The sequence below is a fragment of the Enterococcus sp. AMC1623 genome, from assembly GCF_058216495.1.
Window position 1 is genome coordinate 3,358,334 of the sequence record NZ_CM177096.1, and the last position, 23,829, is coordinate 3,382,162.

Annotated in this window: 29 protein-coding genes; 19 read left to right on the forward strand and 10 right to left on the reverse strand. The window is 35.0% G+C overall.

What is annotated here, in order from left to right; all coding sequences use genetic code 11:
- Positions 1–22: 22 nt before the first annotated feature.
- A complete protein-coding gene (locus AC4BC7_RS16535) occupies positions 23–211 on the forward strand; it encodes a CsbD family protein (RefSeq protein WP_207941754.1) in 189 nt (62 codons plus the stop codon).
- A 172-nt stretch (positions 212–383) separates the two neighbouring features.
- Positions 384–1,097, forward strand: coding sequence for a hypothetical protein (locus AC4BC7_RS16540; protein WP_490503418.1), 714 nt, complete (start codon positions 384–386; stop codon positions 1,095–1,097).
- Positions 1,098–1,140: 43 nt separating this feature from the next.
- Here AC4BC7_RS16540 and AC4BC7_RS16545 read toward each other — a convergent pair whose 3' ends face one another.
- The 3 genes from AC4BC7_RS16545 to AC4BC7_RS16555 are packed head-to-tail and all read right to left on the reverse strand — an operon-like array spanning position 1,141 to position 3,646.
- Positions 1,141–2,373 carry a hypothetical protein gene (locus AC4BC7_RS16545; protein WP_490503419.1) on the reverse strand — a complete coding sequence of 411 codons (1,233 nt, stop codon included), beginning with the start codon at positions 2,371–2,373 and terminating at the stop codon, positions 1,141–1,143.
- The gene (locus AC4BC7_RS16550) at positions 2,370–3,263 is read right to left on the reverse strand and encodes an ATP-binding cassette domain-containing protein (RefSeq protein WP_207941756.1); all 894 of its coding nucleotides are present in this window, start codon (positions 3,261–3,263) and stop codon (positions 2,370–2,372) included. The genes AC4BC7_RS16545 and AC4BC7_RS16550 overlap by 4 nt, the downstream gene beginning before the upstream one ends.
- Entirely contained in the window at positions 3,260–3,646 is a 387-nt protein-coding gene (locus AC4BC7_RS16555) for a GntR family transcriptional regulator (protein WP_207941757.1), read from the reverse strand. The genes AC4BC7_RS16550 and AC4BC7_RS16555 overlap by 4 nt, the downstream gene beginning before the upstream one ends.
- 141 nt (positions 3,647–3,787) lie before the next feature.
- Between AC4BC7_RS16555 and AC4BC7_RS16560 the strand changes: the two genes are divergently transcribed.
- Positions 3,788–4,333, forward strand: a complete 546-nt coding sequence (locus AC4BC7_RS16560; protein WP_207941758.1) for a dihydrofolate reductase family protein — start codon at positions 3,788–3,790, stop codon at positions 4,331–4,333.
- Positions 4,334–4,512: 179 nt separating this feature from the next.
- Positions 4,513–5,541, forward strand: a complete 1,029-nt coding sequence (locus tag AC4BC7_RS16565; protein WP_490503420.1) for a glycoside hydrolase family 18 protein — start codon at positions 4,513–4,515, stop codon at positions 5,539–5,541.
- A 67-nt stretch (positions 5,542–5,608) separates the two neighbouring features.
- Here AC4BC7_RS16565 and AC4BC7_RS16570 read toward each other — a convergent pair whose 3' ends face one another.
- The 4 genes from AC4BC7_RS16570 to AC4BC7_RS16585 all read right to left on the reverse strand — a co-directional run bounded on the left by AC4BC7_RS16570 (position 5,609) and on the right by AC4BC7_RS16585 (position 7,565).
- The gene (locus tag AC4BC7_RS16570; protein WP_207941760.1) at positions 5,609–6,037 is read right to left on the reverse strand and encodes a GNAT family N-acetyltransferase; all 429 of its coding nucleotides are present in this window, start codon (positions 6,035–6,037) and stop codon (positions 5,609–5,611) included.
- Positions 6,038–6,177: 140 nt separating this feature from the next.
- Entirely contained in the window at positions 6,178–6,729 is a 552-nt protein-coding gene (locus AC4BC7_RS16575) for an NADPH-dependent FMN reductase (protein ID WP_207941761.1), read from the reverse strand.
- A gap of 67 nt (positions 6,730–6,796) precedes the next feature.
- Complete coding sequence (locus AC4BC7_RS16580) at positions 6,797–7,006, reverse strand: helix-turn-helix domain-containing protein (protein WP_207941762.1); 210 nt, start codon at positions 7,004–7,006, stop codon at positions 6,797–6,799.
- 13 nt (positions 7,007–7,019) lie between these two features.
- Positions 7,020–7,565, reverse strand: coding sequence for a hypothetical protein (locus AC4BC7_RS16585; RefSeq protein WP_243430623.1), 546 nt, complete (start codon positions 7,563–7,565; stop codon positions 7,020–7,022).
- A gap of 202 nt (positions 7,566–7,767) precedes the next feature.
- Here AC4BC7_RS16585 and rpsP point away from each other — a divergent pair, with 202 nt between their 5' ends.
- The 7 genes from rpsP to AC4BC7_RS16620 all read left to right on the forward strand — a co-directional run bounded on the left by rpsP (position 7,768) and on the right by AC4BC7_RS16620 (position 12,643).
- Positions 7,768–8,043, forward strand: a complete 276-nt coding sequence (rpsP, locus tag AC4BC7_RS16590; RefSeq protein ID WP_207941763.1) for a 30S ribosomal protein S16 — start codon at positions 7,768–7,770, stop codon at positions 8,041–8,043.
- Between the two features lie 11 nt (positions 8,044–8,054).
- The gene (locus tag AC4BC7_RS16595) at positions 8,055–8,300 is read left to right on the forward strand and encodes a KH domain-containing protein (RefSeq protein WP_207941764.1); all 246 of its coding nucleotides are present in this window, start codon (positions 8,055–8,057) and stop codon (positions 8,298–8,300) included.
- Between the two features lie 155 nt (positions 8,301–8,455).
- On the forward strand, positions 8,456–8,716 hold the full coding sequence (locus AC4BC7_RS16600) for a hypothetical protein (protein ID WP_207941765.1): 261 nt from the start codon (positions 8,456–8,458) through the stop codon (positions 8,714–8,716).
- A gap of 37 nt (positions 8,717–8,753) precedes the next feature.
- The gene (locus AC4BC7_RS16605; protein ID WP_207941766.1) at positions 8,754–9,662 is read left to right on the forward strand and encodes a hypothetical protein; all 909 of its coding nucleotides are present in this window, start codon (positions 8,754–8,756) and stop codon (positions 9,660–9,662) included.
- Between the two features lie 131 nt (positions 9,663–9,793).
- Positions 9,794–10,654, forward strand: a complete 861-nt coding sequence (locus tag AC4BC7_RS16610; protein WP_207941767.1) for a VOC family protein — start codon at positions 9,794–9,796, stop codon at positions 10,652–10,654.
- Between the two features lie 147 nt (positions 10,655–10,801).
- Complete coding sequence (locus AC4BC7_RS16615) at positions 10,802–11,479, forward strand: ATP-binding cassette domain-containing protein (RefSeq protein WP_207941768.1); 678 nt, start codon at positions 10,802–10,804, stop codon at positions 11,477–11,479.
- Between the two features lie 12 nt (positions 11,480–11,491).
- Complete coding sequence (locus AC4BC7_RS16620; RefSeq protein ID WP_207941769.1) at positions 11,492–12,643, forward strand: ABC transporter permease subunit; 1,152 nt, start codon at positions 11,492–11,494, stop codon at positions 12,641–12,643.
- Between the two features lie 126 nt (positions 12,644–12,769).
- Here the strand turns inward: AC4BC7_RS16620 and AC4BC7_RS16625 are convergent, their stop codons facing one another.
- Positions 12,770–13,363: a TetR/AcrR family transcriptional regulator gene (locus tag AC4BC7_RS16625; protein ID WP_207941770.1), complete on the reverse strand. Its 594-nt coding sequence runs from the start codon at positions 13,361–13,363 to the stop codon at positions 12,770–12,772.
- Between the two features lie 183 nt (positions 13,364–13,546).
- Between AC4BC7_RS16625 and AC4BC7_RS16630 the strand changes: the two genes are divergently transcribed.
- The 3 genes from AC4BC7_RS16630 to AC4BC7_RS16640 are packed head-to-tail and all read left to right on the forward strand — an operon-like array spanning position 13,547 to position 16,537.
- On the forward strand, positions 13,547–14,431 hold the full coding sequence (locus AC4BC7_RS16630) for an ABC transporter ATP-binding protein (protein ID WP_490503421.1): 885 nt from the start codon (positions 13,547–13,549) through the stop codon (positions 14,429–14,431).
- A 16-nt stretch (positions 14,432–14,447) separates the two neighbouring features.
- Positions 14,448–16,061, forward strand: coding sequence for an ABC transporter permease (locus tag AC4BC7_RS16635; protein ID WP_490503422.1), 1,614 nt, complete (start codon positions 14,448–14,450; stop codon positions 16,059–16,061).
- 47 nt (positions 16,062–16,108) lie between these two features.
- Positions 16,109–16,537 (forward strand): universal stress protein, encoded by a 429-nt coding sequence (locus tag AC4BC7_RS16640; RefSeq protein ID WP_243430624.1) that lies wholly within the window; start codon positions 16,109–16,111, stop codon positions 16,535–16,537.
- A gap of 19 nt (positions 16,538–16,556) precedes the next feature.
- Here AC4BC7_RS16640 and AC4BC7_RS16645 read toward each other — a convergent pair whose 3' ends face one another.
- The gene (locus AC4BC7_RS16645) at positions 16,557–18,035 is read right to left on the reverse strand and encodes a helix-turn-helix domain-containing protein (RefSeq protein ID WP_207941774.1); all 1,479 of its coding nucleotides are present in this window, start codon (positions 18,033–18,035) and stop codon (positions 16,557–16,559) included.
- A gap of 750 nt (positions 18,036–18,785) precedes the next feature.
- On the opposite strand from AC4BC7_RS16645, the gene amaP reads away from it, so the two are divergent.
- From amaP to AC4BC7_RS16670, 5 genes are all read left to right on the forward strand, one after another.
- On the forward strand, positions 18,786–19,349 hold the full coding sequence (gene amaP / locus AC4BC7_RS16650) for an alkaline shock response membrane anchor protein AmaP (protein WP_207941775.1): 564 nt from the start codon (positions 18,786–18,788) through the stop codon (positions 19,347–19,349).
- 13 nt (positions 19,350–19,362) lie between these two features.
- Positions 19,363–19,557, forward strand: coding sequence for a DUF2273 domain-containing protein (locus AC4BC7_RS16655; RefSeq protein WP_207941776.1), 195 nt, complete (start codon positions 19,363–19,365; stop codon positions 19,555–19,557).
- Positions 19,558–19,580: 23 nt separating this feature from the next.
- Positions 19,581–20,126, forward strand: coding sequence for an Asp23/Gls24 family envelope stress response protein (locus AC4BC7_RS16660; RefSeq protein WP_207941777.1), 546 nt, complete (start codon positions 19,581–19,583; stop codon positions 20,124–20,126).
- A gap of 43 nt (positions 20,127–20,169) precedes the next feature.
- The gene (locus tag AC4BC7_RS16665; RefSeq protein ID WP_490503423.1) at positions 20,170–20,415 is read left to right on the forward strand and encodes a GlsB/YeaQ/YmgE family stress response membrane protein; all 246 of its coding nucleotides are present in this window, start codon (positions 20,170–20,172) and stop codon (positions 20,413–20,415) included.
- A 288-nt stretch (positions 20,416–20,703) separates the two neighbouring features.
- Positions 20,704–22,392: a methyl-accepting chemotaxis protein gene (locus tag AC4BC7_RS16670; RefSeq protein WP_490503424.1), complete on the forward strand. Its 1,689-nt coding sequence runs from the start codon at positions 20,704–20,706 to the stop codon at positions 22,390–22,392.
- A gap of 279 nt (positions 22,393–22,671) precedes the next feature.
- Here AC4BC7_RS16670 and AC4BC7_RS16675 read toward each other — a convergent pair whose 3' ends face one another.
- Positions 22,672–23,739: an IS30 family transposase gene (locus AC4BC7_RS16675; RefSeq protein WP_490502703.1), complete on the reverse strand. Its 1,068-nt coding sequence runs from the start codon at positions 23,737–23,739 to the stop codon at positions 22,672–22,674.
- Positions 23,740–23,829: the final 90 nt, after the last annotated feature.

The following is a 23,829-nucleotide window of genomic DNA, read 5'->3' on the forward strand; positions in this document are numbered from 1 at the left end:
TCATGAAAAGGAGAGATACACTATGGTAAACAAAGAACAAGTTGAAGGTAAAGTAACCGAAGCTAAAGGGAAAGTAACTGGTGACGACTCCGAAGAATTAAAAGGCAAAATCAAAGAAAAATACGGTGAAGCCAAAGAAAAAGCCGAAGAATTAGTGGATGACGTCGCTAGTAAAGTGAACGATTTATTCGATAAAAAAGATAAAAAATAAAAATGAAATCAATTTAAAACGGTAGCGATTGTTTATTACAATCGCTACCGTTTTTTATATTTACGACGTTTAGGCATGAAATAATAACGTTTGGGGCAAAAATGATTTTTGTCAATGGTTCTAGCGTATAATGAATTTATCTGAACAGCAAGAATGAAATGGGAGGATAATTATGAAAAAATGGATTTTTGGTGTACTTGTGGGGTTAATCATATTTGGAGGCGTTGCGTATTGGTCAATAGGACAAAAACAGCAGGTTGCAGGAAAAGCGTTAGTTCAAGTGAATAAAAATAACCATCAAGTCAGTTTAACAGGAGACCTGCGCAAGCAAGTTAAACAGCTAACCAATAATGGCTATTTAAAAGAAAATATTACTAAAAAAGAAGTCGATACGTTAGCCAAAGAGTTAAAAAAATTGAAAAGAACCAATCAATATCTGATTTCGGAATATCATTTGGATAATATCTCCTTTGATGATTTTGCTTTTGTAGAAAAACAGCTAGATATTGTTTATGAGAAATTAGAAATTCAGGAGTCAGTGAACGAGTTATTTGAGTCTAAGGATATGGCATTAAATGGCGCAAAAATCAAAGATGACTTACCGTTAAAAACAAATTTAAAAGACTCGGAAATTATCGTTTTGCGTCGTGATTTGCATAACGTTTTTGGTAGTCGAGATGTCGACTTCCAAGAAAGCATTGAACGACTTTTAGCAACAACAGAAGAACAATTACGTTTGAAAAATTCTGCGCTAGACAAATTGAACAAAGCGCAAAAAGAGCAACATTTAACTGAAATAGACCAACATTATGTTGAAATGGTAATCGATATTTTGAACAATGAAAAAGATAAGGCACAAATAGAAACTGAATTAAAAAAGTTTTAATTGAAAAATCCGTTCCCGCATCAAGGAACGGATTTTTTGCGTATCATTTTTGTAGTATGCGTAAGTCACGTTTGGCAAGCAACCAATTGCGAATGTTTTGAGAGTAGACAAGAGTAACACTGACGACGATAATCACAACAATTTGTATCAACAAATCTCTCCAAAAATAAGGATATTCGTTCACTACCATACCCGTCAAATCAAAGTTCAATAATCCAAAGAATAGGAGGCTTCCAATAATTATGGTAATACAAACCGGTAATCGGATTTCTGGTGAAGTAACAAATTGTCCATTATTTTCTAAAGAAATTTTATGAAACATGCGTTCACCAAGGTATAAAAAGAGGAGACTTACTCCAAATAGAATCAGTAAGAACAGCCAAGGACTACCTGTTTTTCCTGGTTCTGTAACAAAAAGGGCTGTAGCCGAAACAAAGCGGACTTGCGGGAAAAAATACGTAACCAAAAGATTTAAGTTTGAATATGCCCAATTAAAATTCCCGGATAAAAGCAAGATACCTGCCAAGATAGCTAAGACACCAAAGACTAGATTTCCTAACATTGTTCCAAAGAAAATACCAGCTGTCAATGCGAAAACAAGATACATCCAATGGCTAAAGCTAGAGTACAGTAATTGTAACAAGGTAACATTCATGTAGGGTTTTGGAATACCCCAATACAGGATGAGTGAATAACTCACAATCATGAGAGCTAAAAAACCAAGAAGTGGAAGAGCGACATAGACGACTTTTCCAAGAAATAATTCTCGACGTTTAAAAGGAAGTGAGAATAAAAAGCGATTGAAATTTGTTTTTTGATCGACAAAAAACAAGAGAAACCCTAAGCAGAAAATGACACGTGCAACTATTGTGAGGTAACTATAAAGTTGTGAAGAATACCAACCACCAACTTGATAGTCATTCGCTTCACCTTCAATCAATTCGTAATCATTATTCGTGTAATCAGATAGGACGTTCTCTGCTGGCGCTAAGTGAGAGAAATAAAACTTATCAAAAACTGTTAGAGCATCATCGCGATATTCTTGAATCGATTGATAATAAACAGGTATTTCATGTTGATAGTCTTTAATTTGATAAGATGTATCTTTGTCATAGCTATGACTAAACTCTTCCGAATACAAATACTCTTTTTGTTCATACCAAGAACCAATAGAGTTAATTCCTGAGCCAACATAAATGAATGTGAACACTCCCATCAGTACCAGCAATATTTTTCCGTAACGTTGATAATAGATATTTTTAATCATTGAATTCATACATATTTCAACTCCTTCGTCAGAGATTCGTTTGCTAAGTTTGCTTCAAATAAATCTTCTAGTGTTAAAGGTAATTCCTCAAAAACAATGGGTTCTAAGGCATTAATTTTATTGGCTAGTTCTTCTGTAAAATTTTCAAACAAAGCAGTAACAACCCGGCCTTGGAAAGCTAGAGCTTTTGAATGTTGTTTGACTAGCTCAGGAACTTTTTTTGTTTTAAAGACCATTTGAATTTTTTTAGCTTGTTCACGAACTTCTTCCAACCGATAATCATGGGTAATGGTGTTCCCTTTTAATAGTAAGGCACGGTCAATAATATTTTCTAATTCATTGAGATTATGTGACGCAATTAACGTTGTTCGCTTACTCTCGCTCATATTATCTAACAATAGTCTAATCACTTTTTTCCGAACGATAACATCTAATCCATCAAAAGGCTCATCCAATAGTAAATACGTTGCATTTGAAGCAATGGCTAAAATCATTTGGAAGAGGCCTTGCATACCTTTAGACATGCGATTGTAAGATAAGCGCAGGGATAACTCGTGTTCTTTTATCAAGGATAAAAATAAATCTTGATCAAAGTTAGGATAAGCAGCTCGATAAAAGGTATTGAGTTTTTTTAAAGAATACTGACCCAAAAAGTTTTCTTTTTCATCAATATAAAAAATATGCTGGCGTTCTTTGGGAAAAAGTTCGATATTTTCGTTGTTAATGGTTATTTCTCCACCGTCAGTATAATAATGACCGGCTATTGTTCTAAATAGTGTGGTTTTTCCTGAACCATTCCGACCAATCAGGCCAACAATTTCATTTGTTACTAAGTCAAAATTGACATCTTCTAAAATAGCTTGTTGATCGATTTTTTTTGTAAGGTGTGCGACTTTCATGCTTGTGAACCTCCTAAATCTTTTTTTGCTTGTTTCAACCACTGCTGAATTTCTTCATCGGTGACTTGTAAATGCTTGGCTTCAATGACTAAAATGTGGAACTGTTGTTGCAATTCTTGGATTCTGTGTTCATCACGAGGCATGTTCTCTTGCTTTTTTACAAAAGTTCCTTTACCTTGAACTGTCACGAGTACTTGCTCAGATTCCAGCACCTTGTATGCTTTGCTTACAGTATTAGGATTCATTAACAACTGTTTGGCCATTTCGCGAACAGAAGGCACTCTTTCACCAGGTACTAAGATGCCATGAAGAATATCTTCTTTAATCCCGATGACTAACTGCTCATAGTAGGGACGACTACTGTTTTTATTAATGGTAACCATGTCAGACTCCTTTCTGTATGACTAAAGTGTACTACGGATAGTCATACACTTGTTTGTGTGTACTATTATGAGTGGTACACTTTAAATTTGCAAGCCTTTTTTTCATATTTTTGTTAAACTTAGAGAAAAAGGAGGTCTATTATGCGTAAAATTGTATTTTATGGCGCCATCAGTTTGGACGGATTTTTAGCAGATGAACAGGATAATTTACAGTGGTTATTTGATACGGATTTAGCGGGCGTTTCCACCTATGAAGCATTTGATAAAGATGTAGATACCGTTGTTATGGGAAGAGTAACTTACGAGGAAACGAAGAAAATTTTAGGTGATGAAAACCTTTTTCCCGGTAAAGAAAAAATTATTTTTTCACGAACAGAAAAGGAAGAATTAGAAGAAGGACGTTATGTTTCTGGAGATACGGTCACAATTTTAGAAGAATTACAAAAACAAGCAGGCGATAGTATTTGGATTGTTGGTGGGGGTGGTTTATTTACAGAATTGGTTATGGCGGATATGATTGACGAATTTTGGATACAAATTGCACCAGTTCTTTTAGGAAAAGGGAAACGTTTATTTGAAGAAGGCAAGTACCGTAAACGGTTAGAATTTGTGGAAACTACACAAATGGGTGAATTAACAGAATTGCATTTTCGAAAAATAACAGCAAACAAGTCAAACACACGCTAGCTAAAAAACACATATTGAATAATTGAAACCCTTTTCTTAAGATAGACATTAAGGAAGGGGTTTTTTGAGTAAAAAAGAGAAACACCTATAACTCTACAAATGATGTCGCTTAATAATCCCTCCATGAGTATCAGTAACGTATCTTTAACGATCAAAAAAATAAAAAATGAGGTGTACACATGACAGAAGTAATTGCGTATCTAGATGACAACAAAGAGTGGACGAAAGAAGAGATTGTAGCAACGGATTTAACATGTATTAATTATGCCTTCGCCAATATTATCGGATTAGAGATTGTGCGTGACTTAAAGAAAATTCATTTGATTAATGAACTAAAAGCAGAGCATCCTCACTTAAAGACATGTATTAGCATTGGAGGATGGAGTGCAGATGGTTTTTCAGAAGGGGTAGCAACGAAAGAAAATCGCCAAATATTAATTAAAAATTTAATTGCCTATATGCAAAAATACCAGTTTGACGGCATTGATTTGGATTGGGAATATCCAGGAATGGATATTGCAGGAATTAAAGCTTCAGAAGACGATGCTCAAAATTTCTTGTTTTTTGTGCAAGAATTACGCTCTCAATTAGATGAGTTAGGTGCAAAAAATCAGAAGTCGTACTGGTTAACAACCGCAATTGGCGCAGAGAAAAAATTGTTGGATACTATGAGTCCAAATGATCGTTATGAATATATTGATTTTCTCGATTTTGTTAATGTGATGACTTATGATATGCGTGGTAGCTTTACTAAAACTGCTGGACATCACACAAACTTAGCATCTTATAGTCAATTAGAAGGCGAATTAAGCGCACAACAAGCAGTAAAAAATTTACAGGAAAAAGGGGTTCCAGCTGATAAAATTGTCATTGGCGCAGCTTTCTATAGTCGCATGTGGACAGGGTTTCCTAAAGATGCAACACATCCAGTTGGGTGTCCAGCAGAAACATTTGGTAACCAAACAGAAAATTATCATTCTCTAAAAAATAAATTAGCGAATCATCCAGAATATGTTTTTTGGGATGATGAAGCGAAAGCGTCGTATTATTTTGATGGTCAAGAATTTATTTCCTATGATGATGCACAATCTATGAAAGAAAAAGCCCGATACGTTAAAGAAAATAACTTACGAGGGCTGATGTTTTGGGAATATTCTTTAGAGCTTGTAGACTTATTACCACCTGCTGCCGAAATTTTGCTTAGATAATCATATCTTGTACACCCTTGCAAATTGCAAGGGTGTTTTTGTCGATTGTGTTGAATAAGAGCTATGGTTACGTCCAAGTCATCACAAATTCAGATTCATTTGTATGCGCATCTAGTTGTTTCTTTTCGATGAGAAAATTTTCTGCTAAATAGAACTTCACAGCCTTATTATTTTTTTCGAAAACTGTTAGTGTAAGCTGCTCATGATTGGCTTTTGCTGCATGTAGTAGTTTTGTTCCAATCCCCAAATTTCTATAGGATTTCTCAACAAACAAACCTGCAATATAATTGTCCATCAGCCCGATAAATCCCAGAATTTTATCGTTGGTGGTATAAATATATAGTTCAGACTCGGGTAAAGTTTTTTTGACGAAGGGCAATTGCTCTTGCCAATAACGCTTATCGATGAAAGCGTGAGCGTCAAGATTACTATTTAGCCAAAGTGTTAGTAACTGAGCCAGTTGTTTCTCGTTTACTGTATGGAGTTTTTTCATCATAGCAAGCCTTCTTTCTTTTTTTAATTTATAGTATACCAAAAAAGAAAAGGTTATCTGAGAGTAGTTACTATTTCTATTTTCTACAAATAAAAAGTGAGTAGCAATTATCGCTACTCACTTTTTATTAATCAAATTAGTCTTTAAGCTAGTTTTTCAAAAAATTCAATATATTTGTTAGTAATTAATTGGAAGAAGTTAACAGTATCATCAATGAACGTACCATCTTCATTTAATAAATTGAGGACATTCCCAATATATGCTTCTGGTTGTTGCAATGTTGGCATATTTAAAAAGACTAGAGACTGACGTAAATGATGATTTGCACCAAAACCACTAACTGCGCCTGGAGAAACACTTACTACTAAAGCAGGTTTTCCATCCCAAGCACTTTCACCATAAGGTCTTGAACCAACATCAAGTGCATTTTTGATTGCTGCTGGAACTGAACGATTGTATTCAGGTGTAAAGAAATACACGCCATCAACTGTTTTTAATTCTTCTCTAAAACGTGTCCAGCTTTCTGGAACACTGCCTGCTACATCTAAGTCTTCATTGTAAAGAGGTAGATCGCCAATTTCTATAAATACTGCTTCATAGCCTTCTGGTAACAGATTTACAAATGTTTCTGCTGCTTTACGATTGAATGAATCCTTACGTAAGCTGCCGACGATAATGCCAATTTTTTTGCTCATGATAATTCCTCCTTTAAATGTTTACACTTATATCTTACTAAAAGTTAGTTGAAAAGACAAAGAATAACTACTTTTCTTCTTGATATTCCAAAATATCGCCAGGTTGACAGTCTAAAGCTCGACAAATTGCTTCTAAAGTAGAAAACCGAACGGCATTGACACGTCCATTTTTTAGTTTTGAGAGGTTAACATTACTAATGCCAACTTTCTCAGACAATTCATTGAGACTCATTTTTCGATCAGCCATTACACGATCAAGTCGTGAAATAATCGCCATAGTCTATCCCTTTCTAAACAGTTTCATCCACTTCATATTGTAACACAGCACCGTATTTAAAGACTTCAATTAACAAAGAAACGCCGATTGCAAATAATAAACTGGCATCTATACCAATACGTATTTCAAAGGAGCGTGTAAAAATATATGAGATGATTGGATCAATAATCATTGGAGCAAGTGCATATACATAAAGCCAAAAAGCAATGTTATTCAGTTGTTGGATAATTTTTGAATCAAACACAGGCAAGCCATATGAAATTTTTTTAAATAATTGTTTCGTTTGATAAAAAATTATGATTAACAGTGAGTTATATAAAATTAAACGGGCAAGCGAAAGATTTCTCAACATTGTTTCTGATGTGGAATCAAAAGTTTGAGAATAGTTAAAGAAGAGACCAAAATTTTCTGATGATTTTTTTATATCAAAGGTTAGTGGATAATGAAAAAAGACTAACAAGATAAGGGCAATAACGGTAAGAAATACAAAAAGAAAAAATAAAAATTGAAAAATCAAAGCGAAAAATTTTGCTCGCTTTTGAATTTTTTGTAGATTCATCAAAAGAATCCCCTTTCTTTTTTATTTTATTTTAGCAGTTTATTTAATGAAAAACAATTAATAATTAACGTTTATCATTAAAAATAGAAAGAAATACTATTTTTTTGAAAAAAAGTTCAACGTGTAAAGAAAAAACTCTTTACACCTTTGTCAAAACCTGTTAAACTAGCTCTTGTGATTAAAACCAATGGAGGTGTAAATAATGGCAGTAAAAATTCGTTTAAAACGCATGGGTTCTAAAAAGAGTCCTTTTTACCGTATTGTAGTAGCAGATTCACGTTCTCCTCGTGACGGACGTTTCATCGAAACAGTAGGTACTTATAATCCTTTAACAAACCCAGCTAAAGTAACAATCAAAGAAGACTTAGTTCTTGATTGGTTATCAAAAGGTGCGCAACCTTCTGATACAGTTCGTAACTTACTTTCTAAAGAAGGCGTTATGAAAAAACATCACGAAGCTAAATTCTCTAAGAAATAAGGAGATAAAGTATGAAAGATTTGACAGATTTAGTCTTAACAATCGTTCGTCCTTTAGTAACCCAGCCTGACAAAATTTCTTTAGAAATTGTGGAGTCAGACGATTTCTTTGAATATAATTTATCTGTTGCACCGGAAGATATTGGTCGCATCATCGGTAAACAAGGTCGTGTAGCAAAAGCTATTCGTACAATCGTTTATGGGGTGCGCACAGAAGGACCTAAAAAAGTTCGTCTAAATATCTTGGACGGTAAATAAGCATGAACACCAAGTTGTCTTAGTAGGATAACTTGGTTTTTTTGTTATTTTTTATGAGAAACGAATAAAAATTTTGTATGAAAAATCAGTCTTTAGCACCATGTTCCTTGACCAAATTCCAAGGATAATAGAAAATAAAGAGAGGAGGCGATTGAATGGAACAACTGATTGCTTTAGTTATCGTGATTTTACTTATTGTTTTTATTATCAAAGTTGGTTCAGCCATCTGGCGTTTATTAGGGATTTTATTGTTAGCCTTTCTTGTGTGGGTTTTCCGATCGGAAATTATGGCACAAATTAATGAATGGGCACGAATGTTAGGTTCTGAGAATTTCTTAGAACAGGCAAAACAGTTTTTTGTAAGTATTTTGGAAAAGTTAGTTCAATGGTTTGGTGATTTTATTAATCAATTTTAATCACCACTAGTGATAGACGAAAGAAGAGGCGAGAAAGATGAAAAAAATAGCATTCGTTGGTATTCCAATGTTTTTACTCTTATTGGTGGGATGCGGACAAACTAGCGAGAAACCAGGAGAAACAGTAACAACAAATGAAACCGAAGTAGCAGAAACAACTCAGACAAGCGATTCATCAAAAGCGGAATCCAGTATGAATACTACGACTGAGGAGTCAACGACAGCAGAAACGAATGCATCTACATCTAGCGTTGAATCAGAAACAACTAATACGTCATCAGCAACCAATACGTCAGTAACTGAAACGGAGTCATCTGAGACTACTGCGTCAAATGAAGAAACTCAAACAGATGCGATGACACAATTGCAAATGAATTTTCCAACCATTGCCTTTCCAACAAATGTTCCACATACACAGGGCAATGTCGTCAACGTAGCAAGTTCAGGTGATGAAAATCAATTGTCAGTTTTATATTATGATATGTCTACACCTATGATTTTGAACAAGCAGGAATTAAATTATGAAACACCGATTGCAGGTTTCCAACAATCAATTTATCCATCAGAAACAGAAGCGAAAATTGCAGTGGAATTACGGGTTGATATGAGTGGTCAGCCGGTTGATTTAGGCTATAACATTACGGGCTATCAACAAGGTGCTGCAGGTTCTTCCTATGTAGCATGGAAAGAGGGAAATTGGAACTTGCTGGTACGTGCAAATAACCTGGAACAACAAGATCCAGTAGCAATGGCTAAGCAAGTCGTAGAATATTTAGAAGTAGCCATGCTACCAGCACCGCAACACATTGGTCAAATCACTATCGATATGGGTGGTTCTGGCTATGAAACCAATCTAGTCACATGGCAAGTTAACAATGTCGTGTACACGATTAATCATCAAGATGCAATGGCAGCTTTACAAATGGCTGTTTCAACCTTGCAATAGACAAAATACCGTTGAAATTTTTTCAGCGGTATTTTTTTACTATAAATTGGCAAATGGCTAAGCAGATTTATAACACTTACATTTAGTAAGAGTTATAATGAGATGACAACAAATGAAAGAAGGGGTAAATGATGGGCATTCAACAAACAACATTTCAATTATCTGAACAAACACATCCAGGAATCGTTGCTTTAAAAGTAGCTGATTTACAAAAGATGACAAACTATTATCAAGGAATTGGTTTACAGATATTAGAAACAACGCCACAACAAAGTATTTTAGGAGTGGAACAAACACCGCTATTAATTTTAAACCAAATTGCATATCCTAATCCGTTAACTCGAAAAACCGGATTGTATCATGTCGCATTTGTATTACCAACTAGAAAAGATTTAGGAAATACTCTTTTTCACTATTTGACAGCGAAAGTGCCTATTTTGGGTGCAAGTGACCACGGGTACAGTGAAGCTTTGTATCTGACCGATCCTGAAGGAAATGGCATTGAAGTTTATCGAGACAAAGATATGTCAGAATGGGATATTCGTGAAGATGGAGAGATTGTCGGTATCACGATTGAAATGGATGCGGATGGTGTTTTAGCTGCGGGTGATCGCAGTCGCAAAGATTTTCCTGAGGGAACGAAAATTGGACACGTACATTTAAAAGTAGCTGATTTAGAAACAACTGAAACATTCTACACTGAAATTTTAGGTTTTTCATTAAAAAGTGATTTTGGGCAACAAGCTAAATTTTTTGCAGCGGGGAACTACCATCATCATATAGGAACAAATATTTGGAACGGCCGTCAGTTACCGCCAATGGATGAGAAAGATTTAGGTTTGGAATATGTTACCTTTTTAGTGAATAGTCAAGAAGAACTGGATAATTTAGAAACAAACTGGCAAGCAAAAGAAGTTCTTTATGAAAAGATAGACAATCAATTACAAATTATTGACCCAAATGGGATTAGTTTTTATTTTCAAGTACAGTAATCATACGCAATAGATAAAAAATGCGGAATAATTTCTTAAATAAAAAGAAATTGTTTCGTGTTTTTTGTTTGGATTTTGGAACATTGATGACTAGAAATAAGATTTAATGGTAAAATAAAACACAATAAGTCATAACGAGGTGAAAAAATGTTAGAAGTAAAACAAGTGCATGTCGCATTTAAAAATCAACTAATTTTAAAAAATGCTTCTTTTACTGTTGAAGACAGTATGATTGCTTGTTTAGTTGCACCGAATGGTAGGGGAAAAACAGCCTTACTTAATGTTATCTGTGGTTTAGTGCCTAGCAAAACAGGTGGTATTAAATGTAATGGTATTTCTTTACGTTCTAAACGTCGGGCTTTTTTACATCAATTATTTTATGTGCAAAGCACGGAAGATTTATTTGGAAATTTAACCGTGAAAGATCACTTGCGCTATGTGAAAAAAATGTGGCAATCCACAATTGATATTACAAAAGTATTAACACGAGTAGAGTTAACAAATAGTCAAAACAAGCAAATTCAGCAGTTGTCTTTGGATAAAAAACAACAAGTATTGCTAGCGATGGCGATTGTCAGTGACGCGCCTGTTTTGTTAATGGATGAACCTTTAAACGGTTTGGATGTTGAAGCTACACGAAAATTTGAAGAAATTTTTGTTGAATTGCGTGGACAAGGAAAAACAATCGTATTTGCCTCTCATCAGTTAGATAGTATCGAACGAGTAAGTGATAAATTATTATTTTTGAAAGACCAACAAATTCTAACCGTTGAAAATATGGGGCAAGATGTCGAAATGCAATATGGAGAAATGTATTTAACTTAGGAGATGAATGAAATGTTTGAACAAATGCGTATAGAAATGAAGCGCTATATAAAATCAAGGTTTGCATTCTTCTCCTTTTTATTATTAGCCCTTCTTTTTTTGGCAAGTTTATTTAGTGGTTTGGCGAAAGCAAACACGCAACAATTGACGATGTTGGGTGCCATTCAAGAAACCACTTCACAAGTAGAGGCGAAAGCAAATCAATTATCAAAAGACAAAAAAACAGAAGAATCAGATCGTGAAAAAGAACGATTAACATACTTAGAACCACTAATCTCAGCATATTCATCAACAGGAGATGCCCAAACCCGCAATGAGTTAAACTTAGCGTATGCCAACTTTAATTTGCAAGAATTTACAGCAGGGCGTCAAAAGGATATTCAGCTGATTCCATATCCAAATAAGGAACAAGAAATTACGCAAGCTTCCTTGCAACAAGATGTTTTATATTATCAATATCTTGTCGATCATAAATTAACCGAAGTTCCAGATAGCCGGAATCAACCAGCAGTGAATTATCTGTCAAACCAACTTATTTATCGGATTTCATCTATTTTATTATTTGCTTTTTTAGCCATTCAGGCAGCACATTTCTTTATGTTAGATAAACGACAAGGTTCGATTCGTTTTCTCAACGTGTTACCAATTTCTAAACATAAATTAGTCATGAGTAAAGTGTGGACATTCTTTTTACTGAATACAGGCTTATTTATAGTGGTGGCAGTTATCGCTTTAGTAGTAGTCACCCTTTTAAATGGATTTGGTCATTTAAGCACACCGATTGTTCAATCAATGGTTGGGAAAACGGATGTAGCAACTATAGGAGAATTCTTACTTGCATACAGCGGTCTGTTTATCGCAGGAGTTTTCTTCATATCCATGTTTAGTGCGTTTATTAGCTTGTTTACTCGATACTTTATTTCGCACATAGTTTGGATATTCGCTTTATTAGTCGTTGTACAATTTGGTTGGCTACAAGCGAACAATGCCCATGAATGGTTCTATTATCTCCCCTTCCATTATTTAGATATTTCAACCATGCTATTTGGTGAAACATCGATGTTTATGCATCCAATTGGATTAGGAGCAGTCATTTTAATTGACTGGGCAGTGGTCTTTTATGTGTGTATGTTACTCACATTTGGTTTCCGCAAACGATTATAAACAAACGTCTTATGTAGGGGTTATAACTACATAAGACGTTTTTAGTTAGGGAATGGAAGATGAGCAGATAGATAGTCCATTCGAATATATAGCATATAATTGGTGAACCAACACTTAGTGTGTGTTTTACTTGGGTGCCATGCCTGCTAAAAGGATTTCTGTCCATTCCTCACTATAAGGCAACATTCGTTCGTAGATAGTTGGGTGTGACATGCCTTCAACCAAAGATTGAAAATATAAAATTAAAAATTCATCTGAATATTTTAAGTCAACTTTGCCTTCTTTACGGCCACGGTGAAAGAGATCAAGGAGCATATCAATACTTTCTTTTGTATATTTTTCCATCAAGATAGATAAGCCGTTTTCGTTTTTTTCGGTCATATAAACCATCATGTCTAAATAAAATTGTTTGCTAATTTGATTAATTGCGCGCATTTTATTTTGGCTTAAGGCGATTAATGTTTCTTCAAATGGGAGATTTTTTTCCATTTCAGCATGGGCTTGTTGGCGAATTTGATCGATAAATACTGCAAACGTTTCATGGATCAATGTTTCCTTATTACCAAAATATTTAAAAATAGTGGTTTTACCAACATTTGCTTCTCTAGCGATGTCTTCGATCTTTAAAGATTGGATGCCTTGTTTCTGATTAATTAAGGTAAATGTAGCATCAATAATTTGTTGTCTTTTTTCTAACGTTCTTTTTTCAAATCCATTCATCAAATACCCTCCATTAACAAACTTTTTTTACCTAATTATTCGCAATTTTCTTTCCTATATAGTATAAGGAATAAATTACATACTTTCAAATGATTAAAGTTCATAACTTGATGAAAATTTGTTTGACCTTAGATTGGAAGCTCACTATAATGGGTGCATGCGTAAGCAAGGGAGGTTCAGAAAATGACAGAAGTAGTCAAAGTAAAAAATGTTCAAAAAAAATTCGGGAAATTCCAAGCATTGTCGGACGTTACATTTACTGTTGATGCAGGTGAAGTCGTTGGATTTATTGGTCCAAATGGTGCTGGGAAATCAACGACTATTCGGATTTTATTAGGAATTATCAACCGTCAAGCAGGAGAAGCTCAAATTTTTGGGAAAGATGTTTGGAAAGACAGCCTTGACATTCATAAACGAATTTCCTATGTGCCTGGTGATGTAGCTTTATGGGGAAGTCTAACAGGTGGCGAAATTATTGATTTATTTATGAAATTGCATGGAGGTGGAGACCAGCAAAAACGAGACGAATTGATTCAACGGTTTGAACTGGATCCCAAGAAAAAAGCGAAGAGTTATTCGAAGGGAAATCGACAAAAAGTTGGGTTGATTGCAGCATTATCTGTTCACTCCGATTTATATATTTTTGATGAACCGACATCTGGTTTAGACCCGTTAATGGAAGCTGTTTTTCAAGACGAAGTAGAAAAGTTAAAACATGCAGGTAAGGCAATTTTACTTTCGTCTCATATTTTAAGCGAAGTAGAACGTTTAGCAGACAAAATTGTAATTATTCGTCAAGGTAAGGTCGTTGAAACAGGAGTACTAAATGAATTACGCCATTTAACACGTTCAACAATCACTTTAGAAACAATCCAGAAAATCAGTGATTTTGCACGAGTGATCGGGGTGCATGATTTTCAACAACAAGATGAACATAGTGCAGTTTTTTCAGCTGATAATCATTTTATTAATGACATCTTAGTTGAAGCTACCAAATTAGGTGTGAAAAAATTTGAATCTGTCCCTCCAACGTTAGAAGATTTATTTATGCGTCATTATGAAGGATAACTTAGGAGGGGAATAAATGAATGAAAAATTTGCTCGTAGCGGAGTATTATTTGTCCAATATTTGAAAAGAGATTGGACAAAAATTATTTTTTGGCTTATTGGATTAGGAATTTTTTCTGGTGGTTTTGTACCAGCCTTTGAAGAAATTTCTAAAGGGCAAGGCTTAGTTGGGATGTATGAAACACTGAAAAATCCTGCGATGATTTCTATGGTAGGTCCTACTGCTGCAAAAACCGCTACCGATTACACGATTGGTGCTATGTATGCTCATACGATGTTACTTTTTTGTGCACTATTTGCGATGATTGTTACTGCTTTGCATGTGGTTAGTCATACGCGTAAAGAAGAAGAGTTAGGTTTAACCGAGTTGATTCGTTCTTTTCAAGTGGGGCGCCAAGCCAATTCGTTAGCAGTTGTTTTTGAAATTATTCTCATCAATAGCATATTAACAATCATCATTGCTGGCATGATGGGATTTTTCCAAGTATCATCAATTGATTGGGAAGGTTCATTTTTGTTTGGTTTATCGATTGGTGTAGCAGGTATTTTTGGTGGTCTACTGGCACTCGTTTTTGCTCAACTTATGTCGAATTCATCCGGAGCAACTGGCATAACTTTGGGAATAATCGGAGTGCTTTATATGGTACGTGCAGGAACGGACGTCTCTAACGAGGATTTGACAGCGTGGAATCCGCTAGGTTGGACCTATCTAACGTATCCTTTCACTGAAAATAATTGGATGTATCTTTATTGGTTACTGATAGGTACGTTAGGCTTATTTATCTTAGCGGTACTTCTAGAGAATTATCGGGACATGGGTGCTGGTTATCTGCCTGAAAAAACAGGGCGAGCGTATGCTAAACGGTCGTTGCTTTCTATTCGTGGTTTTTTGATTCGGATTAATCAGGGAATGATTGTGGGTTGGCTGGTTGCTTTTGCAGCATTAGGTGTTGCCTATGGATCAATTTATGGCGATATGCAGAAATTTTTAGATAGCAATGAGTTGATGAAACAAATGTTTACGCATACTGGAACTTCGATTGAAGCTTCTTTTACCAGCACGATTGTTGTTGTTTTAGTGATGTTCGTGGCTATTTTACCGATTGCGATTATCAACAAATTGTTTGCCGAAGAAACCCATTTACGCTTTAGTCAACTTTATGTAACGAAAGTAACGCGAGCAAAATTATTTGTGACAACTATGCTTTTAGCAATGCTAGTTAGTATCATTGGTATTTTTCTATCTGTTAGTATGCTCGGCGGAAGTGCTCTTTATGTAATGAATGAGTCTGCTACTATCACCGTTTATGATTTTCTAGCAGCTGGCTTTAATCTTTATCCAGCAGTATGTTTTTTCATAGGATTATCCGCTTTTCTTTTAGGCTGGTTTCCAAGATTAGGCATGGTGAGTTATATTTATTTGAGTTATGCGTTCATATTGGATTATTTTGGCGGAATTTTAGATTTACCTGATTGGTTTGCGAAAACAGGAATCTTTAAGTGGCTACCTAAATTACCAATGGAGGCTTTTGATGGTGTAGCTTTCAGTAGTATATTGGCAATTAGTGTTTTACTAGTAATACTTGGATTTTATGGATACAAACACCGCGATTTATTGGAAGGTGCGTAGCTTTTTTGTTAAAATAAAAGAAGAAGCTATCCGTAGAAAGGGTGTTAATGGTGCATAAACATATATTAGTAGCAATTGATGGTTCAGCGATGGAAAGAAAAGTGATTGCGAAAGCTGTAGAAGAAGCAAAATTAAAAGAAGCCAGTTTGACAGTCGTACGAATCTTAGATACTCCTAGCTATTTATTAAATTCACCGCGTTTGATGAAGATGATGGAAGGAACACGCAAGTATTTAGTAGAAGAGTTAGCCAGTATTAAACAAGAGATTGCTCAAACATTACCTGAGGACAGTCTATCAGTGATTGTTTCATATGGTAATCCTAAACAACAAATTATTGCTTATGCTACCGAACCAGAACGAGCAATTGATTTAATTATTATTGGTGCAACAGGCGAATCTGAAGAAACACTCGCTGGTTCTACGACAACATATTTAATTAATCGTGCGCCATGTGATGTGCTGGTTGTACGCTAAAAAAGTGACGCATTCTCGATTAAGAATGCGTCACTTTTGTTTCTTCTAATAGCGTAGAAGTAAGTTGAATAAGGGCTTCTTCAATTTTAGAAAAATCATTTTCTGAAATTTTGGAATTAATTAAAATAATGGGTACCAAGTTTTTGAAGTTGGTTACATAATCGTCCAGCTCATTTAAAGATGTCGTACTTAAAATAATATCGGCTTGATGAATATCAGTTGTAAACTCAATAAAATATTGATCACAAAAGCGTGTTGAAACGCGAAATTCAATATGCTTCGTATATAGAAACGTTAAATCAGAACGAATAAAAATTTTGATTCTTGGAAAGAATATTTTTTTAGGAACAAGATAAAAACATAGTAATAAACTTTCGATTCTAAAATATTCATAGGCTGATTCAGATGTTTTTTGAAGAAATTCTTGCCACAAACTATCGTATTTATCAAATAAAATAGGATAGAGCGTTTTTAATTCGTCGCTATAATGCGTGGTAAAATTATTCAAGCTATTTTCATCAGGTTCAAAAAAGTGATTAGCTAATAATTGTTTGACAAATTTTTTATAAATAAATTCTTTTTGAATATCTGTTAGTGGAAGAAATTTTTCTTCAAATAGTTCAATCCAAATCTCTGCATCTTGTAACGGTAAAACTTTTTCAAGCGATGATAAGTTCACTTGTAGATGGAAATCAATAATATCAGAGCTGTAAATTGCTATTACTAATAGTTGCCAATCTTCATTTTTCCAATCAGTTAAGAAAGGTGGACGTTTTGGTAAAGCAAAACCTTCTAGAATTTGTTTTTCGTTGTCATCATAAGTGAGTGGCCAACCATATTTCACAGCCGAATTGATAATAAATACCCAAATCGATAAAATTTCAATTGTTTGACTATTCGATTCAAGAGATAAATCAGCAACAATTTGTTCGGATAATTGATTAATTGTTGCCTTGTTTTCGACCCAAGAAATAAATGAAAACTGGCGATGAATCGTAAATAAAAAGACAAAAAAGAAAGAACGTAATTTATATTCTTCACCACTAATTGTAATTTCGTTTGACAAAGTAATTCGGAGCTTGTGTTTTTTTAACGATGAATTAATGTCTTTGATTTTCCGGCGCAATTGCGATTCACTAATATAATGACTATTACAAAAAGCAATGGTGGAGATGGAACGTTTAAGTAATAACTGTTGCAATAACTCATAACCTAATTCGGACGAAAAAATAGTCGCAAGTAATTTTTGATAATTGATAGAAGGTTGTCGTGTTAATTTAATTCCATTTCGCTGATCAATAATTAGTGTTGAAACATCAGTAGGATAGGTTTGTTCAATCTCTTCTTGCAATTCTCGACAGATTTTTTTTATCGTTGATTGACTGTAGTCACCCACAATTTGTGTGAGTTCGCGACTAGAGATAAATTGTATTTCTTCTTCTAAAGCAAATAAAATGTTTTGTTTCAACCAGGCAGTTGAAGAAATTCCGTACATCATAGTTGTTGGTCCTTTCTTGACACACGCTTTAGATGGATAAAAGTTAAATATTTGTTATTTTAATTATAGCCAAAAACAGTTTAGAAAAAGAAAAGCACTTTTATGTTATCTAAAACTTATGTGTTTTATTATACGTTTTTCTTAGGGAGAAAAGATACTACTTTCATTTAAATATCCACACTGGTATAAAATATGAAATAGGTATGATAGGAAATATATCAAAGATTATGTTAAAATGTTATTGTAAGCGGATACTTAAAACCGACTAACCAAAATATCTATACGGTTGCTAAAATTCAAGTTTTTTTATCCTTTCTTTATGTGTGCTATCCTTTGATAGAACAGGAACAAGTGTAATTTTTAATTTGTAAATTGTCCAGTGTAGGTTAAAAAATGGCGGTTATTTTGAAAAAAAGCGTTGTACAATGAATGTATCGATAACAAAGAGGGCAAATATTAAGTAACAATTTAAGTATGTTTAAAAAAAATATGAACATTGTTTCTTTTGATTTAAAAATAATCATACGATATAATGTGATTGTAAGTTTACACGTGTAAAATTTTTAAAATAACAAAAACATTATGTTCTTTTTCGAAATTCGTACGTATTTTGATCTGCCGTTTTCTCTTTTTCGATTGCTCCATTCATTATATACCATTTTAAAAAGGAATGCGCATCATTTCCTTTTAAGCAAAACTTGTATGATTTATTTTTAAATGCAACCATTTTTTGTTAAAAGAGGTGAAAGTATGAATAAGATATGGAAGTGGCTGATAGGAATTTTTTTGCTCTTGACAATTAGTATTTTTGCTTTTGTGATGATTGAAAATCAAACTGTAACATATCTCCCGTTTCGCTTGCTTTCTATGTATGATTACCCATTTATTGGTGGCATCATCCCTTACTTTTTATTCTGGGGAAGTATGATTTGCTCGATTATCCTTTTAGTCTTGCTCGTAGTGGTGATTTTTTATCCAAGCGCGAAGCATTCAATTACTTTAGAGGATGAAAATGGCAAATTAACTATCCAAAAAAAGGCAATTGAACATTTTGTTTTGCAAATTGTTCGTAAAGAACCTTTTCTTGAAAATCCCTCAGTGAAGGTAGTTATGCGTAAGAAAAATATTAAAGTGAAGATTCAAGGGAAGATGCGGAAAGTAATTGCTGTTCCACAGCAACAACGCTTATTGATTGAAGAAGTCACGGCTGAACTTAGACAATTGTTAGGTACTTCAGACAAATTGACTACACAAGTTGTTTTGGAAGATTATCAAGAAACCAAAAAAAGCAACGATTCTCGTCGTGTAGAGTAAAGGAGAGGATCACATGAACGGACTATTTCAACAATACCAATATCCGATAATAGGTGGAGTGGCAGGTTTGATCTTGGCGATTCTTCTCATTACAGTCGGTTTTTTCAAAACAATATTGGTTATATTTTTAACAATTCTTGGCGCGTATCTAGGTTTTTATTTGAATTCGATCGGTTTTTTCGATTCATTTAAACGACCTAAAATATAAAATAATTATTAGGAGGAACTAACATGGAAAAACAACCAAACGTACCAGTAGTACCAAATAAAGAAGTGGCACCAAAAAATATTACAGGAGAACTTACTTTTGACGATAAAGTAATTCAAAAGATTATTGGCATTGCTTTAGAGGAAATTGATGGGTTATTAACGGTTGATGGTGGATTCTTCTCAAATTTAGCTGAAAAATTGGTTAATACAGACAATGTAACATCAGGAATCAGCACGGAAGTTGGTAAAAAACAAGTTGCGGTTGATATGGATGTTGTTGTTGAGTATGGCAAAGATATTAAAAAGATTTACGATGAAGTCAAAGAAGTAATTGCACGAGAAGTGGGCAATATGACACATCTTGATGTAATTGAAGTCAACGTAAATGTAGCAGACATCAAATCGAAAAAAGAATACGAAGAAGATAGCGAAACTGTTCAAGATAAAGTAACAGATGCAGCAAGTACTGCAGGTAGCTATATTTCAAAACAATCAGCCAAAGCGAAACGTGGCGTAGATAAAGGCGTTAACGAAATTCAAGAACGTACAGAACCTCGTGTAGAATAAAAACATGAGGATGAATTAAACGAAAGCAAAGGAGAGGAACAACATGGGATTATTATGGTCATTAATTGTAGGTGGCGTTATCGGAGCAATTGCAGGAGCAATTACTAACAAAGGTTCCTCCATGGGAATTATTGCGAACGTTGTAGCTGGATTAGTCGGTTCAGCAGTCGGACAATCATTACTAGGAAATTGGGGACCAAAGCTTGCTGGTATGGCAATTTTACCTTCAATTATCGGAGCAGTGATTGTGGTAGCAGTCGTATCATTCTTTACTAGAAAATCTGCGTAGATTCAATTAATTCCCCAAAATTCTTACTAAACAGGAAGTAGAATTTTTATAATAAAAGCTGGTAGATTAACCATCCCTAATCTACCAGCTTTTTATTTGCGTTGTTTTTTTAATGTGAAATTCACAAATTTCTTTGTGGAAAAGCCTATCATAGAATGGATATACTTATATAACGAAGGTTTTTCTTTTTTAGGAATGGTTTAAAAGATTAAACTTTGTGAAATTACAACCGATAAGAATAATAATCCTGTTACATTGATAGGAAATAATTAAATTGAGGTTGTTGGTATGAGTATAGGCAAAAAATTAACTCTTTCATTTTCCGTATTGATTCTATTGTTAGCAGTATCCATAGGGCTAGCTATTTTTGATTTGAATAAAATTCATCGACAAGTGGAAGAAGCGTTAGATCATCGCTTGTCACAATTAGTATATATTGCAGATATACGGTATGAAGGAGGGATGCAATCCAACCATATTCGCGCTGTTATTTTAGATCCCGAAACTGCCGTTCATCGAGAAAACTTAGAACTGGCTGCTAAAAATTTAGACAATAGTCTTGTTGAGCTAGGCAAAGATCTTCCCTCGAATGAATTTAGAGGTTACTGGGAAAGTGCAAATACCGCTAATCAAGAAATTAATGAGGCAATCACTGAGGTACTTGCTACTGTTGATGCTGGAAATATAAGAGAAGCGACAGAAATTGCCAATACACGCATTCAAGAAATTAATACCAGGATGTTCCAAGCAGCAGAGGACATGTTGACATTTCAAACTAAACGCATGGATGCGATTAATAAAGAAACCGAGAAAACTGTGTCCAATTCAATGATTATCTCAATAATTATTTTTATAATTAGTTTAGGTGTGGGAATAGGCTTGATTGTTTATGTACGACGAGTAATTACGATGCCTTTATTACGAGTCATCCATATAGCACAAGAATTTGGAGAAGGAAATTTAGCAACAGAAGACATTCAAGTATCATCTAAGGATGAGGTTGGGCAATTAGGAAAAATTTTTAACGAATCCAAACATAATGTTCGCAGATTAATTGTCAGTATTCAGCAAAGCGCTGAGATTCTAAGTAGCTCATCTGAAGAGCTATCTGCAAGTGCAGAAGAAGTTTTAGCAACCACGGAAGAAGTCGCTCACCAAGCATCCAAGACAACTGATATTGCACAAAATTCTGCAAGTGCGGCCAATGAAAGCTCATTTGCGATGGATGAGACCGCACAAGGGATTCAACGGATTGCTGAAGCTACTCAAGTATTATTTGATTCATCTAATGCAACAAATGAACTAGCCACAAATGGAACCACTGTTGTTAATCTAGCACGTCAACAAATGACAAATATTAGCGAATCAACAGGTTCAGTCAATGACTTGATTCAAAAATTAGCAAAGGAAACAGAAGAAATTGAAAATATTGTTAGGATTATTACCAATCTAACCGATCAAACTAATTTGCTGGCTCTAAATGCTACGATTGAAGCAGCTCGTGCAGGAGAACAAGGCAAAGGATTTTTAGTTGTCGCGGATGAAGTACGAAAATTAGCAGAAGAATCCAAACAATCTGCCACATCCATTACAAAATTAACGACAGAAATTAAGAATGATACAAAAACTGTAGCAAAAGCAATGGAAAGCACGTTGCCAGCTGTTGAAAAAGGGGTAGACGTTATTACCGATGCGGGCAATTCATTTGAAGCCATTGTTGGAGCTGTTCATGAAATGACAAACCAAATTCAGGATATTTCAACTACCTCTGAAGAACTATCTGCAAGTGCTGAACAAGTTTCAGCGTCAGTTGCAGAAATCGCTACAGGATCAGAAGAAACATCGACTAATATTGAAGCAATTGCCGTTTCAATGAATGAACAATCTGAAACGATTAATGATGTAGCAACTGTTTCGATGTCCCTTAGTCAAACTGCGCAAGGATTACAAGAAGAAGCTCGTAAGTTTAAAGTATAAATTAAACGTCCTATGTCTGAAGAATAAAAAGCTTAATTGCAATATCAAATGCATAAAAAATTTTAAAAACCTTTATAGACAGCGAATTACTCAATAATCCAGTATTACCAATGCTTTGAAGCCATTGACGGCAGGGAGTGTTTCATCCCTTACCATTTTTCAGGTGAGTTGTTGGTGGTTCTGACCCAAGAGGATAGGTTAGCTGAGTCAAGAGAAGGAGCAAAGCGGCTCTTGACTCAGCTAATCTATTCTCTTATCCTATAGAACCAACAAAACACCTTAAGCTGCTTGTAAATCGGCCAGTTCTTCCTGAAGGCGTTCTGCAGGTGTTGTATAGCCCATTATTTTTCTTGGTTTGTGGTTGATCGTATCGGTTACTTCCAGTAAATACGAATAGGACAATGGACGCAGAGTGACTCCCTTTGGGATAAATTCTCGGAGCATGCGGTTATGCCTTTCGTTCGTTCCTTTCTCCCAAGAAGCATACGCATGAGTAAAGAAAACCTGAACGTCTTCAGCAATGCTTTCGATAAGAGACAGACTTGAAAACTCAGAGCCGTTATCAGTTGTGAGTGACTTGAACTGTTCTAGCCCCTGTTTTTTCATCAAGTCAAGCACGCCTTTTTGAACCAGCGCTGCGCCTTTTCCCCAAACTTTCTTAGTGAGGCAGTAGCGTGTTTTCCGTTCAACCATAGTGATGATGACAGGCTCATTTTTTGTTTTCTTACCTAATACTAAATCAACTTCCCAATGCCCAAATTCTTCCCTCGAGAGTACTTCTGGAGAGCGTTCTTCGATACTGCGTCCCAAGTGTTTAGCGTTATGACCTTTAGGTTCAGAAACGGTTGTTTTTCGTGGCCGCATCCTAGTCTTCATAGGCAAATCGATATTACGGATTGGAAGTACGGCAGCATTTATCAAAGCGTAAACGGTCTTCGTGCATGGTACGCGTTCGTCAGGGTGCAACTTTCTATAAGAGTGTACAAAAGTATCCACACTATAAATCCGCAACCCCTTCTTGGGTGCTAGATTTTCAGGTAAGGCAGCAAGGAAAGCCGCAGAATATTTATTATGATCCCGCGCATGCGAGTTCTCACGATTTTCTTTATAAACCCGTGCGCCTGAGGCGGCAATATACTGCTCGTAATAATTGCGCTTATAGTCAAGCTGGCGCGTTCTACCGCGTTTCAACTCACGAGAAACAGTGGGTTGGCTGACCCCTAATTCTCGCGCCATTTCAGCTTGTTTATAGGTGCCGCTTTTCGCCATCTGTTCCAGCATTCCGCGTTGGATGTCAGTAAGTTGTTTGAAGGTGCGCTTTTCTGTGATACAATTATTTTTGGTCATGTAGATACCCCTTATACTTTTGGTTTGGTTGCTAACAAGTATATCGTATCTACATGATTTTTTCGTTTATTTCCTTATGCATTTCATTTT